We start from the raw sequence: 13,388 nt of genomic DNA on the forward strand, positions 1-13,388 counted from the left end.
ATGCCGGAGCGGACGGGCCCCTTCTGGGACGGGATCACGGGGCGCGCACCGCTGCCCCGCGCGGCGGCCGCACTCGGCTTCGAGTTCATCGACGCGGACCCCGAACGGGGCACGATCGAGGTGGCGTTCACCGCCACCGAGGACTTCACCAACCCCGTGGGCAACGTCCTGGGCGCGTTCCTCTCGGCGATGCTCTACGACACGGTGGGGCCGGCGCTGCTCGCGACGCTCGAACCCGGCCAGTTCCAGTCGACACTGGAGCTGAAGGTCGCCTTCTGGCGCCCCGCGCGGCCCGGCCGGTTCGTGGGGAGCGGTCAAGTGACACGCAGGGAAGGCGACTTGGCGTTCCTTGAGGCGTCACTCGCCGACTGCGACGGGACGACGGTCGCCACCGCGTCGGCCACGGCACGCGTCATCGCTCTGGCCGACGCGGCGTCGTCCGTCTGAGACAGACCCCGGCGCACGCCCGTAGGCGCGGCGCGACTTCCGTCATTCTTCCTCTACTTGACGACGAGCTGGCTCTGGGTCGTATGGCCCACGAGGCGGTCCTCGCTGTCCGTGAGCCGGGTCTGGACGACGATGAGCGTGCCGCCCACGTGCAGCGGGCGGGACGTGGCCGTCACCACTCCGGAGCGGACGCCGCGCAGGAAGTTCGTCTTCGACTCCACCGTCGTCGTTCCGGCACCCGTCGGCAGGTTCAGGAACGCACACACCGCGCCGACCGCGTCCGCCAGCGACATCAGCGCTCCGCCGTGCAGCACGCCCCCGACGGTGCACAGGTCCTCCGACCACGCCAGCGTGCCCACCGACTCCTCCGCGCCCGCCGTCTCCAGCGTCATGCCGAGCCGCGTGGCGAAGGGCATCGAGGCCAGCAGCGCTGCGGGCGTCGGACCGCCGGCTGCTCCGTTCGCCTCGTCCGTCATCGATGTCCTCCTCGGCCGGTGTCGTGCGGAAGCAACTCGGCGCACTATGCCAGGAGTTGCCGGCGGGCGCACGAGCCACCGTCGTGTTCCGGCCGACGTGCCGCCGGTCGGTGGAGGTGTGACGCCGGTGTCAGGCCTCGACGCCGGCGGAGCGGTCACCGCATCGTCACCGGCGAGTGGGAACCGGCTCCCTGGTACATCCGGTCCGTGCAGTGAAGTGGACACGGAGTCCAGCCCTCGACGGCACGGAGGAACCCGGCATGAGATTCAGAAGCGCCCTCACGCTCTGCGTCCCCGCACTGCTGGTCGCGACGGCCGGAGCCGGGTGCGCCGGGCCGCTGGAGGCGGTCGAGAACGCGAAGGAGCTGAAGAGCGACTCCCGGCGGATCGAGAGCAACGACGACCGGTCCGTCATCCAACTCGCGGACGGCCGCTGGGTCGAGATGCGCTACCGGCCGGGGAAGGGACTGACCGAGCGGCACCAACGGTCCACGAAGGGCAGATGGACCACCCCCAGGACGATCCACCGCACGAAGGCGGGGCCGTGCCGGGGCATCAAGCTCCGGGCACGCGGGGACACGGTCGCGGCGATCGCCGACTTCGGGCACGCCTGCCGGGAGGACCAGCCCCCGGACTGGTCGGTCGCCGTCGTCTCCGAAGGCGACCTGTCCCAATGGGAGAGCGATGTCACGGAAGGCACGGACGGCTGGCCCCGGGCCCGGTTCCTCGACGGCGGCGTGCGCTTCGTCGACAAGTGGCACGACGGGACGCAGACGTTGCTGTGGACTCCGGACGGCGGATTCGACAAGAGGACCGTCTGGGACGGCGTGCCGAAATCCTTCGTCGGCACCTGGCGCGCGACGGACGGCAGCCATCAGGTCACCTTCGAGCAGGGCGGGGACAAGCCCCCGCGTGTCGTCATCACCACGTCCGACGGCGAGTGCGAAGCCCGCGGTCAGGTGGAGGCGATCGCGGACGTCGTGCAACTGCCCCTCGACATGGACGAGGTCAGGGGGAAGGACCCCGACGCGTTCTGCCCGCCCGAACACAGCTCCCCGAAGAACTACGAGTTGAAGGGAGGCACGTTGCGTCTGACCACGCCGGTGGAGAGCACTGGCGGTGGCGGCTACCGGGACAAGGTTCTCGTCACCTACGAACGCGTGAACTGACGCCGCTGCTCGTCGCGTTGGGCATCGCGCCCGGGCGATGTCGGTGGCACGGCCTACTCTGCGTGGGTGACCGGAACAAGCACGGACGACCGCTGCCTTCCTCCCGCCCTCGCCGACGTGGCACGCGTCGAGTTCGACTACGCCGACGGTGACGGCATCGACTTCGAGCCCTACAGCACCTTCGAATCCGCCGAGGAGACGACCGGCTGGGTCCGCGACTGGACGGGCGACCGCACGGCCGACGGCAGCGCCTACCGCGTCTTCGGGCAGGACGGCACCGGTGGGCTCGCCGCCCTCTGGCTGGCGCGGCCGGGCCGGAGCCTGTCCGATCAGCCCGTGGTGTTCATGGGTTCGGAGGGCGCTCTCGGCGTGGTGGCGGGCAACCTCTCCGACTTCCTCTGGGTCCTGGCCGACGGCGTCGGACCGATGGAGGCCGTCCAGTTCGGGAGCCGCGAAGGGCGCCCCGACGCACGCCTGACCGAGATCGCCGAGCGCCGTGCAAGCACCCCGCGCAGGCCCGCCGGCGAGATCATCGAGGGCGCCCGGGCCGAGTTCCCGTCCTTCGTCCAGGACTTCGAAGCACTCTGCCGCTGAGACCGGCCCCGGCGTCGGTCACCGCACGGGGAGGAAAGTCTTCCGGAGGCCGTGCGGCGCGGCCCGACCCGGCGGCCCCCCGGTCCGCGTACCTGGAGTAAGCACGGGCTCCCACAGGCGCGTCGACAAGTGATCAACCCATGTCAACAGGTCAGGGTTCGACGTTCGAGGCGTCCTGCGCGAGGGCGAGGTCTCTGGGATCTGGCAGATCCCGCGAGTACCGCTCGTCATCACGGCCGAGGTACATTCACGCAGCTCACCCCGACAAGGCCCTGTCGCGGATCCGTTGATGGTGTAGATCGTTAGCGGCGACGTGACGTCGGCGGTCGTCGTATGTAGAGGACGATCAGCGTAGTCAGAACAGCCCCTCCGAGCAGTGCAAGGAAGCCGCCGAGGCGGAAGGTCCAGCCTTCACCAAAGAGCACTCATCCGCCGCCCCAGAGCAGAAAGAAGTCGAAATAGACCGGGAGGAACATCCGGCCTGTATGGGGGAAGAAGTCCCCAGCCCTGAGCGGTGGGCGGGGTCGACTCGGCCAGCTGCGCAGCCAAGCCAAGGCTTGGTGAACAAGTGGCGGCTGTTCTTCCACCGGCACGACTGCGTGAGTCGCCCGATGCCGTCTCCGCTTGGAGTGTTCCCCTCGTATCGACATGGCCGACCAGTATCGCAACGAGAAGGGGAGTCCCAGCTCAGGGCTCGATTTCGGCCAACCAGAGGGTGAGAGCGGCCAAATAGAAGAGGTGCCCGCTTTGGGGAGAACTTGCGGACGGCCTGGCCGACTACCGCTGAGCGCACCAGCACCCGGCTCGAGGAAACCGGCCCGAGCACGCCGGCTGGGCGTCCCGGAAACCACCTCAACCGGCGGTCACTCCCCGGTAGTTGAACCCGTCGTCCGAGCCCGGACGCCCCTGCCTTGACCGTGGTGTGAGACTTGCAGCATGGACATGGGGCGTGAGTCGCGGTGGGACAAGGACGCGATGACGGTGGAGATCGTTTTCGCCCTGGTGACCGCTGTCGCCCTGGCCGCAGTGGTCTTCGTCGCCGCCCTGGCTCTCGCATGGGCACTCGGCGTGTCCGGTCCGGCGGACAAGGGCGTGTCGGTGGCAGGTGCGCTGCTCGGAGCGGCTGCCGGAGTGTGGCGCCTGGTACGGGTGCTGCGTCGGTTCGACGAGCAGCGCCGAAAGGGCAGTTGACGGAGGGAACTCCCCTTCAGCCGGCAGCTTGCCGGCACGGCGGTCGTTCAGCGGCTCGTGCCGGATGATCAGCGGCTGGTGCCGGATGAGTGGTGACCGCTCAAGGAGGATGGTTCCGGAGATGGCGCCACGGCGGACGAGGGGTCATGGCCGCCACCGTGTTCATGAACGATGCCAGGGTGTGGGGCGGTCGGCGTCAGAGAAGGATGGCGTACGGACGCCGCTCCACTCGGGCCGCCCAGGCGAATCGTTCGCCGCCTCGGCGAAGCCCGGTCCCATTCAGGTCAGTCCGTCGACGGGGAAACCACATGTCTCGATCTTCGCCACCCGCCCAGCCGTCGAGCGACGGCGGCTCCTCGACCCCGCACGTCGGCGGCGGCGGCAGCAGCAGCAGCAGCAGCAGGAAAATGATCGCCGTCACGGCGACGGTCGGCGCCGCCGCGTCCCTCGTCGCCGCGGGCCTCTTCCTCATCTACGGCGATGCCGGAGGCGGCGCGGCTCGGGAAGGGGACAAGCCCCGCGCGGAGGAGTCCGGCAGGCAGGGGAGGACACTCTTCAAGGTCAGGTCGCCGAAGGTGACCGGCGGAGCGGATTCGATGGACGTCGTCGGCTCCTGGGTCACCGACGGCAGCTACGCGAGGGGCACCGGCGAGACGGTCGTCGGTATGGATCCGGGCAGCGGCGAACGGAAGTGGGAACTCCCCCTCGACGGTCGGATCTGCCATTCCTCCGAGCGGGCCTCCGCCTCCGGGAAGGCGGCGGTGGTCGTGGCCGAGAGCAGGTCCTCCGGCAGCGCTTGCGATCAACTCGTGGTCTTCGACGTCGACTCCGGCAAGAAGGAGTGGCAGCAGGAGTTGCCGAACGGCGGCGGGTCCTCGGCTTATGAGACCGAGGTGGCCGTCAGCCGCGAGGTCGTGGCCGCCACGTGGGAATACGGATCGGCTGCCTACAGCCTCTCCGGCGGCTCTCCGCTGTGGAAGCACGATCTGGACGACGAGGGCGACTGCACGAACGAGGACCTCTCGGGCGGGGAGGTGCTGACGGTTGTCGTCAAGTGCGGCTACTCCGACGATCTCCGAGTGCGGAAGCTGAACCCCGGGACAGGCACGTCGAGTTGGGAGTCGAAGCTTCCCGGCGACGCGGAGACCGGCCAGGTCGTGTCGAGCGATCCCGTGGTCGTCGCGGTCGACACCGATCCCGGCACCGGTGTGCGGACCGACGTGATGTCGGTCGGAGAGGACGGCAAGCTCACCACGATCTCCCTGGGCAAGGAGAAGTACGTTCTCGACCCCTGCCAGCTCTATGCCGAGTCCTGTCCCGCCTCGGTCGTCGACGACGACTTCCTGTACGTGCCGTCCTTGGCGCAGGGCGACGGCGACGGCGCGCAGAACGAGATCACCGCCTTCGATCTCCGCACAGGGAAGCTCGCGTGGAAGTCGGGTGCCGGGAAGCACCGTGTGATCGTCCCCCTGCGCATGGAGGACGGTGAACTCATCGCCTACAGGCTGCCGGCCCCGGGCTCGGGCGGTGAGGTCGTCGCGATCGATCCGGCCGCGCACGGTAAGAAGCAGGAGGTCCTCCTGCGCAACCCGAAGGCCGGTGCGGCCCTGGAGTCCGCGTTCGTGCGCCCGCGAGAGGCCCGGATCCTCTACGAGGACGGCAGGTTGTTCCTTCAGCAGGGTGCGGTCCCGAAGTCCCCGGACCCGCACCAGAAGTACGTGAGTGCCGTCTTCGGAGCGGGATAGGCGGGAACGGGGAGCACGGGGGGACGAGCGGCAGCGATCGCCCCCTTCTCCCCCGCGCCTCCCGCCCGGGCGGGCACGTACCCGTGGACCCGCGGAGCAGGCGCAAGTTCCCACGCTCCGCGCTTGATCCGAAGTTGTCCGACGCACTGATGCCGTGTCACCTGTGGGCTTACAGTGACCCGCATGCCCGACGCCTCGTTTCCTCCCGACGCCGACGTGGCGGGGATCGGCTCGCGGATGCTGGAGTTGCGCGTCCAACGGGGCCTGACGCAAACGGACTTGGCGGGCGACCGGTTCACGAGGGCGTACGTGTCCTCGATCGAGGGAGGCAAGCGCACCCCTTCCCCGGCCGCGGCGGCCTACTTCGCGGCCCGGCTCGGCACGGACCTCGAAGATCTCTGTTTCGGCTATCCTCCGGGCCGCCGCCGCGCGTTGCTGGCCGAGGCCGCCGAGGCACGCGTCGTCCTGTCCGAGGGCGACACGGAACGGGCGGCCGCCGTCTACGAGGCGCTCAGCGCGGAGGCGGCGCGGCACGGGGACCGGGCGCTGCGGGCGCTCGGCCGCCACGGGCTGGGGCTCGTCGCCCGCCACGGCGGGGATCCCGCCGCCGGGGCCGCGCTGTTCGACGAGGCGGGCGCGCTGCTGCACGACCGGCCGCTGGCCGAGCGGCTGCCCGCACTGATGGGGCGGGTCTGGGCGCTGTTCGCGAACGGGCTGATAGAGGACGCTCTGTCCGTCGCCGAGGACCATCTGCGTGAGGCCGTACGGACGTCGCAGCCGACGGCGGAGTTCGCCCTGCTGGCCGCGTGCGGGCTCCCCCATGTGGAGCGGGGGGACCTGGGCCGGGCCGGTGCCGTGGCCGACGCCGCCCTGCGGAGGGCGCCGGACGTGAGCACGTCGGACGTCCTGGCCCAGGGCTACTACCACATCAACCGGGTCCTCGTGGCGCAGGGCAGGTACGACGAGGCGGAGCAGACGATCGTGCGCGCCACGGCCCTGTACGAGCATCTCCGGCTGCGCACCGAGGTGGGCATGTGCCGTTTCGCGCACGGCTATCTCACCGCGCGGCGGGGCCGTCTCGCCGAGGCCGAGGAGCAGCTCCGTGAGGCGCGGGACATCCTGAGCGGGACCGGCGCCGTGCAGCGCAGGATCAACACGACAGCTGAACTGGCCGAAGTCGTACGCAAGTTGGGGCGTCCGGCGGAGGCCGCCGAACTCGTCGGCGAATGCCGGGAGGTGGCGGCGGGACGTCAGGACCCCGAGCAGGCCGCCGAACTCGACCGCATCGAGGCGCGGATCGCGGTGGACCGGGGCGACAACGCCGCCGCCGAGGCCCTGTTCCGTTCCGCCATCGACCGCTACCTGCTGGTCGGCGCCACGCTCGAGGCCATCGGCACCTGCCGGCTGCTCGGGGACCAGCTTCTGCGCGCCGGGCGTACGGCGGACGCCGCGGAGGTCTACCGGCGCGGCCTTTCCGCGCTCGAAGGGGTGTAGCGACACCCGCGGCCTACGGACTCGAACCGAGCCGCAGCGCCGTCCGGCCACCGTCAAATTCCCGTCAAATGCCTTGCCGCACAAGGCTCTTGACGCCACACCCGGGGCCACGCACACTTCTCAGCAGCAGGGTAACAGCTTCCATAACTCCTGTTGACAACCCCGGCGCGCCCCACCGGCCCGTGCTCCCGAACCCCACCCCGGAGGAGCGGCGGAGTCCGAGTCCTACGGCGGACCGGGCCAACTCGACCGGAAGCAGTTCCAGTTGCCCCGTGTACCACCTGACCCAGTCGCACGTCCGCGCGCCCCACCGCGCCCTGCGCCGGTGTGGCACGCCGTTCGGTCCATGAGCGTCCGAGATCCGGTCCAGGAAAGGTCTGGTGCACTACATGAGATCCACGACCCGCCGTCTGAGCGCCCTCGTGCCCGCCGCGCTGCTGCTCACGGGCATGCAGCTCGCCGGCTCCCCGGCACACAGCGCGACACCCCCCTCCGCCGAGGTCCGGCTCGCCCCCGCTGACACAGCGATATCGGGCAGCTGGATCGTCACCCTCGAGGACGGTGCCGAATCGCCCCGCTCCGCCGCGGCTGACCTCGCCCGCAGCAACGGCGCCGACGTCACCCGCGTCTACCGGGAGGCGCTCAACGGCTTCGCCGCGAAGATGACGGAGAGCGAAGCGCGGAAGCTGGCGGCCGACCCGCGAGTCGCCCGCGTGGAGCAGGACTCGAAGGTCTCGCTCAACGAGACCCAGGCCGACGCCACGTGGGGGCTCGACAGGATCGACCAGCGGGACCTGCCGCTGGACTCCTCGTACACCTACAACACCACGGCGTCCGGCGTCAGCGTGTACGTCATCGACACCGGAGTGCGCGTCTCGCACAGCGAGTTCGGCGGACGGGCGTCCGTCGGCACCGACACCGTCGGCGACGGCCAGAACGGCAACGACTGCAACGGCCACGGCACGCACGTCGCCGGAACGGCGGCCGGCGGCACCTACGGCGTGGCCAAGGAGGCCTCGGTCATCGGCGTCCGCGTCCTCAGCTGCAGCGGCTCCGGCAGCGTCTCCGGTGTCGTCGCGGGCGTCGACTGGGTCACCGCCAACGCCGCGAAGCCCGCTGTCGCCAACATGAGCCTGGGCGGCGGCGTCAGCGACACCCTCGACGCGGCCGTGAGCAACTCCATCGCCTCCGGCGTCACTTACGCACTCGCCGCCGGCAACGGCGACATCTTCGGCAACCCGCAGGAGGCCTGCAACGCCAGCCCCGCGCGGGTGCCCGAGGCGATCACCGTCGGCGCCACCGACAACACCGACACCCGCGCCTCCTTCTCCAACTACGGGACGTGCGTGGACCTGTTCGCCCCCGGCGTGGACATCACCTCGTCCTGGATGACGGACGACTCGGCCACCAACACCATCAGCGGCACCTCGATGGCCTCTCCGCACGCCGCCGGTGTCGCCGCCCTCTACCTGGCCGACCACCCCGAGGCGACCCCCGCCGAGGTGAGTGACGCCCTCGTGGCCAACGCCACGAGCGACAAGGTGCAGGACCCGATGACCGGCTCCCCGAACAAGCTCCTCCACAGCCTGTTCTGACCCAGCACCCGGCTGGTGAGGGGCACTTCACCCCTCACCCGCCGGACCGGTCCCGGCTCGGCGGCGCGGCCACGGCCCTGCCCGCCGGGCCGGGACGACGCACGGCGCACCCCGCACCACGCACGACGCCCCGCAACGCCAGACCCGGGGCGCGGGCCCCCGTCCGCGCCCCGGGGACCCCCCTGCTCCCGATCCAGGAGTTGCCATGCGACTTCGTCCGAACCTGAACCTGAACCTGAACCGAAAACGGTCCACCACCGTCGCCGCCCTGCTGGCGCTGGCGCTCGCGGCGCCGCTCACCGCCGCCGTCGACGCCACCGCCTCTTCGCCGGACCGGCCGTCCTCCGCGACCTCCGACGAGTCCGTGCGGCAGTACGAGATCCACGGGCCGTCGGCCCCCGCGGACCGCACGGCGCTCGCGTCCACCGGGGTCTCCCTGGACGAGGTCCACGACCACTCGGTCGTCGTCAGCGCCGACCCGGCGCAGACCCGCGAGCTGCGGAAGCTCGGATACTCGCTGAAGAAGCTCGACGGCCCTCCGGCACGCACCGGCGGCAAGGCCCGCAAGGCCGGGGACTTCCCGCCCGAGGACTCCGGCTACCACAACTACGCCGAGGCGATGGAGGAGATCGACCAGCGCGTCGCGGCGAACCCGTCGATCATGAGCAAGCAGGTCATCGGCAAGTCGCACGAGGGCCGGGACATCATCGCCGTCAAGATCAGCGACAACGTCGCGACGGACGAGGACGAGCCCGAAGTCCTCTTCACACACCACCAGCACGCCCGCGAGCACCTGACCGTCGAGATGGCGCTGTACCTGATGCGCGAGTTCGGCGAGGACTACGCGACGGACTCCCGGATCGCGGAGGCCGTGAACGGCCGGGAGATCTGGATCGTCCCCGACCTCAACCCGGACGGCGGCGAGTACGACATCGAGTCCGGCTCCTACCGCAGCTGGCGCAAGAACCGCCAGCCCGCGTCGGGCGCCGTCGGCACGGACCTGAACCGCAACTGGGACTACAAGTGGGGCTGCTGCGGCGGCTCTTCGAGCAGCCCCAGCTCGGAGACCTACCGGGGACCGTCCGCCGCGTCGGCACCGGAGGTGCAGGTCGTCGCCGACTTCGTGCGCTCCCGTGTGGTCGGCGGCAAGCAGCAGATCAAGGCTGCCATCGACTTCCACACCTACAGCGAACTGGTGCTCTGGCCCTACGGATACACCACCGACGACACCGCCGAGGGCCTCACGCAGGACGACCGCGACGCCTTCGCCGCCGTGGGCGAGAAGATGGCCGCCAGCAACGGCTACACCCCCGAGCAGTCCAGCGACCTCTACATCACCGACGGCTCGATCGACGACTGGCTGTGGGGCGACCAGAAGATCTTCGCCTACACCTACGAGATGTATCCGACGAGCATCTTCGAAGGCGGCTTCTACCCGCCCGACGACGTCATCGAGCGGGAGACCGACCGCAACCGCGACGCGGTGCTCCAGCTCATCGAGAACTCCGACTGCATGTACCGGTCCATCGGCAAGGAAGCGGAGTACTGCTCGGGCGCCTGAACCCCAGCGCCCGGCACGGGCGGGAGGCGGGACGAGCAGTAACGGCGAACTGCCCACCGCCTCCCACCCGTTCGCACCGCGCTTGCCGGTACAGGCGGGCCGGGACACGAACCCTCACGTGCCCCGGCCCGCCACCGCGGCGTAAGCAGTTCCGGCTCCGGCTATGGCTCCGGCTGTGATTCCCGGACGGGATCAGCCGAGCCGCTCGACGGCCATCCCGAGGAACCCCGCCCATGCCTCGGGCCCGACAGTGAGGACGGGACCGGCAGCCGTCTTCGAGTCCCGCACGTGCACGGCGCCACCGGCTGCCGCGACCTCCACGCACTCACCGCCCTCACCACCGCTGTAGCTGCTCTTGAACCATGCCGACTCCGGAAGAGCCGACTCAACTGTCCCGATGCTCATCCCACTCCCAGCAGATCCTCGACGAAGGCCAGGGACTCACACGGAGTGAGCGCCTGTGACCTCAAGATGCTATAGCGCGAGCCCAGTTTGTGGACCATTCGGTGGCCTGTGTGCATCCGGCTGTCCCCCTGTACCTCCGTGTACGCGAGCCGCTTGCCGTCCGAGGTCTCGATCACCGTGAAGGGCCCGTCCATCGCGGCGTGATCCTCACGGTCGGTGGGCATCACCTGGATCTCCACGTTGCGGTTCCGCCCCGCCAGCAGAATCCGCTCCAGCTGTCCCCGCAGGACGTCACGGCCGCCGATCGGTTTTCGGAGCACCACTTCCTCGACGACGAAACTCAGCAGTGGGGCGGGCCTACGGGTGAAGATCTCCTGACGGGCCATCCGTGCGGCCAGTCGCTGCTCGATGACCTCGTCCTCCAGCAACGGCCGTTGCATCCGGAAGACCGCCCCCGCGTACTCGGCGGTCTGAAGGAGCCCCGGCACCGCGTGGTTCGCGTACACGGAGAGACCGATCGCCTCGGCCTCCAGCCGCGCCATGTCCCGGAAGAACGCCGGGTATTGAGCACGAGCGACCTCGTCCTTGAGCGCCCTCAGCACTCCCCCGGCTCCCAACGCTTCGTCGGCGGAGTCGATGAAACGCGCAGGCGGAATGCGCCGTCCTTGCTCGAAGGAGGCGACCGACTGCGGCGCGTAACCCGTCCGCTTGCCGAACTCCGGCCTGTCCAGGCCCGCTTGGACACGCAGCAGCTTCAACTGCCGCCCGAAAGCGACCAGCACACCTCTACCGGGATCGTCCTCCGGCCCTATCCCGGCCTCGGCCCCGGGCCCGCGCTCCTCCTGCGCCATCACCGCCCCCTGCCCCATCAGCGACCACTCCCCCGCACCCAACGCCCTCCCACCACAAGGGTCACGCCGCTCCGGCTATGGCTATGGGCCCGGTCGGAATCAGTCCAGCCGCTCGACGGCCATCCCGAGGAACCCCGCCCATGCCTCGGGCCCGACGGTGAGGACGGGACCGGCAGACGTCTTCGAGTCCCGCACGTGCACGGCGCCACCGGCTGCCGCGACCTCCACGCACTGTCCACCCTCGGCGCCGCTGTAGCTGCTCTTGAACCAGGGCAACGCTTGAGTCGTGACCGAGACCATTGAGGTGTTCATAGCTCCCCTAGCAAGCTCTCGACGAATCCCAGGGTCTCTCGCGGAGTGAAGGCCTGGGACCGGATGATCCCATAGCGTGCTGCGGCAAGATGGGCTTCCCGACGGTCCGTAAGCAAGCTGCTTCGGCCCTGTACCTCCATGTACACGATCTGCTCCCCGCCTTTGCGTGAGATCACGGTGAACGGGCCGTCCACTCCCGCGTTGTCCTCGCGGTCGAGAGGCATCACCTGGATCTCAACGTTCCGTTGCCGACCGATGAGGTGCAACTGCTCCAACTGGCCGCGCATGACTGCTCGTCCGCCCAGGGGACGGCGCAGAACGGATTCCTCGAGAACGAAGCTCAACAATGGGGCGGGCCACCTGTTGAAGATCTCCTGCCGAGCGAGGCGAGCCGCCGTTCGCTGTTCCATGGTCTCCTCATCGAGAAGAGGGCGCCGCATGGCGAGCAAAGCGCGCGTGTACTCCTCGGTCTGCAGCAGACCGTTCACTACGTGAGTGTCGTAAGCGCACAGTTCGATCGCCTCGGCCTCCAGGCGCGCCATATCCCGGAAGAACGCCGGGTATTGAGCACGGGCCACCTCGTCCTTGAGCGCCCTCAGCACTCCCCCGGCTCCCAGCGCCTCGTCGGCGGAGTCGATGAAACGCGCAGGCGGAATACGCCGCCCCTGCTCGAACGAGGCGACCGACTGCGGCGCGTACCCCGTCCGCTTGCCGAACTCCGGCCTGTCCAGGCCCGCTTGGACACGCAGCAGCTTCAACTGCCGCCCGAAAGCCACCAGCACACCTCTACCGGGATCGTCCTCCGGCCCTATCCCGGCCTCGGGCCCGCGCTCCTCCTGCGCCATCACCGCCCCCTGCCCCATCAGCGACCACTCCCCCGCACCCAACGCCCTCCCACCACAAGGGTCACGCCGCGCGTCGCGTACAACGGCGGCGTCAACGCGTACAACTGGCTCCTCGCAGCGCGTCACCTCTGGTCACGCTACGCCACCGGGGGAAGCGTTGCGGGCATGACGAACGAGACGGTTCCACCGATTCGCACCACCGAGATCCCCGCCCGAGTGGGCCGCTTCACGATGCGGTTCAGCTCCACACCGCGCGGCGCACGCCTCGCCCGCCGGCTGGCGGGGAACCGGCTGGAGACCTGGGACATCCCGTACGACAGCGCCGCGCACGACGACATCGTGCTGATCGTCGCGGAGCTCGCGGCGAACGCGGTGCGGCACGGCCGGGTCCCAGGACGTGACTTCCGGCTGACGCTGACCGCAGTCGGCCCGTCCGTGCGTGTGGAGGTCACCGATGCCCGGTCGGAGCGCGAGCCGGCCGTTGACGCGCCGTCCGGCGGCTGCGACTCCGGCCGCGGTCTTCTGCTCGTCGCGGCGCTCTCCGCCCGCTGGGGCTGGCGGCCGCGTGGCGACGGGCCAGGCAAGACCGTATGGGCGGAGTACCAACTGCCGTACACGGAACGCCGGACGGGACCGCGAACGCAGGCAGGTCGCGCGGAGTCCTGAAACAGGAGGAAGAACCCGCCAGTGTGTGAGCTGACCG

The 13,388-nt window shown here is 69.9% G+C and carries 14 protein-coding genes; 9 read left to right on the top strand and 5 right to left on the bottom strand.

Annotated features, from left to right (window positions below):
• Positions 1-447, top strand: coding sequence for a PaaI family thioesterase (locus tag H181DRAFT_RS13690; RefSeq protein ID WP_045864652.1), 447 nt, complete (start codon positions 1-3; stop codon positions 445-447).
• Positions 448-500: 53 nt separating this feature from the next.
• On the opposite strand, the gene H181DRAFT_RS13695 is transcribed toward H181DRAFT_RS13690, so the two are convergent.
• Complete coding sequence (locus H181DRAFT_RS13695) at positions 501-923, bottom strand: PaaI family thioesterase (RefSeq protein ID WP_045864653.1); 423 nt, start codon at positions 921-923, stop codon at positions 501-503.
• Between the two features lie 260 nt (positions 924-1,183).
• Here H181DRAFT_RS13695 and H181DRAFT_RS28830 point away from each other — a divergent pair, with 260 nt between their 5' ends.
• The 7 genes from H181DRAFT_RS28830 to H181DRAFT_RS13730 all read left to right on the top strand — a co-directional run bounded on the left by H181DRAFT_RS28830 (position 1,184) and on the right by H181DRAFT_RS13730 (position 10,272).
• The gene (locus tag H181DRAFT_RS28830) at positions 1,184-2,092 is read left to right on the top strand and encodes a hypothetical protein (RefSeq protein ID WP_052708580.1); all 909 of its coding nucleotides are present in this window, start codon (positions 1,184-1,186) and stop codon (positions 2,090-2,092) included.
• Positions 2,093-2,158: 66 nt separating this feature from the next.
• A complete protein-coding gene (locus tag H181DRAFT_RS13705; RefSeq protein ID WP_045864654.1) occupies positions 2,159-2,686 on the top strand; it encodes a hypothetical protein in 528 nt (175 codons plus the stop codon).
• A gap of 936 nt (positions 2,687-3,622) precedes the next feature.
• Positions 3,623-3,877 (top strand): DUF6332 family protein, encoded by a 255-nt coding sequence (locus H181DRAFT_RS13710; RefSeq protein WP_175439760.1) that lies wholly within the window; start codon positions 3,623-3,625, stop codon positions 3,875-3,877.
• A 308-nt stretch (positions 3,878-4,185) separates the two neighbouring features.
• The gene (locus H181DRAFT_RS13715) at positions 4,186-5,622 is read left to right on the top strand and encodes an outer membrane protein assembly factor BamB family protein (RefSeq protein ID WP_158715437.1); all 1,437 of its coding nucleotides are present in this window, start codon (positions 4,186-4,188) and stop codon (positions 5,620-5,622) included.
• A 183-nt stretch (positions 5,623-5,805) separates the two neighbouring features.
• Positions 5,806-7,116, top strand: coding sequence for a tetratricopeptide repeat protein (locus H181DRAFT_RS13720; RefSeq protein ID WP_045864656.1), 1,311 nt, complete (start codon positions 5,806-5,808; stop codon positions 7,114-7,116).
• 389 nt (positions 7,117-7,505) lie between these two features.
• Positions 7,506-8,711, top strand: a complete 1,206-nt coding sequence (locus tag H181DRAFT_RS13725; protein WP_107068760.1) for a S8 family peptidase — start codon at positions 7,506-7,508, stop codon at positions 8,709-8,711.
• 205 nt (positions 8,712-8,916) lie between these two features.
• Positions 8,917-10,272, top strand: coding sequence for a M14 family metallopeptidase (locus tag H181DRAFT_RS13730; protein WP_045864658.1), 1,356 nt, complete (start codon positions 8,917-8,919; stop codon positions 10,270-10,272).
• A gap of 192 nt (positions 10,273-10,464) precedes the next feature.
• On the opposite strand, the gene H181DRAFT_RS13735 is transcribed toward H181DRAFT_RS13730, so the two are convergent.
• The 4 genes from H181DRAFT_RS13735 to H181DRAFT_RS13750 form a co-directional block, all read right to left on the bottom strand.
• Positions 10,465-10,677, bottom strand: a complete 213-nt coding sequence (locus H181DRAFT_RS13735; protein ID WP_107068754.1) for a DUF397 domain-containing protein — start codon at positions 10,675-10,677, stop codon at positions 10,465-10,467.
• Positions 10,674-11,528, bottom strand: a complete 855-nt coding sequence (locus tag H181DRAFT_RS13740; RefSeq protein ID WP_078895734.1) for a helix-turn-helix domain-containing protein — start codon at positions 11,526-11,528, stop codon at positions 10,674-10,676. The genes H181DRAFT_RS13735 and H181DRAFT_RS13740 overlap by 4 nt, the downstream gene beginning before the upstream one ends.
• Positions 11,529-11,627: 99 nt before the next feature.
• Positions 11,628-11,840, bottom strand: coding sequence for a DUF397 domain-containing protein (locus H181DRAFT_RS13745; RefSeq protein WP_045864660.1), 213 nt, complete (start codon positions 11,838-11,840; stop codon positions 11,628-11,630).
• Complete coding sequence (locus H181DRAFT_RS13750) at positions 11,837-12,685, bottom strand: helix-turn-helix domain-containing protein (protein WP_045864801.1); 849 nt, start codon at positions 12,683-12,685, stop codon at positions 11,837-11,839. Before H181DRAFT_RS13750 ends, H181DRAFT_RS13745 begins: the two co-directional genes overlap by 4 nt.
• A gap of 165 nt (positions 12,686-12,850) precedes the next feature.
• On the opposite strand from H181DRAFT_RS13750, the gene H181DRAFT_RS13755 reads away from it, so the two are divergent.
• Positions 12,851-13,351 carry an ATP-binding protein gene (locus H181DRAFT_RS13755; RefSeq protein WP_045864661.1) on the top strand — a complete coding sequence of 167 codons (501 nt, stop codon included), beginning with the start codon at positions 12,851-12,853 and terminating at the stop codon, positions 13,349-13,351.
• Positions 13,352-13,388: the final 37 nt, after the last annotated feature.

Origin of the sequence: Streptomyces sp. WMMB 714 (assembly GCF_900090125.1) — a bacterium.
GTDB lineage: Bacteria > Actinomycetota > Actinomycetes > Streptomycetales > Streptomycetaceae > Streptomyces > Streptomyces daqingensis.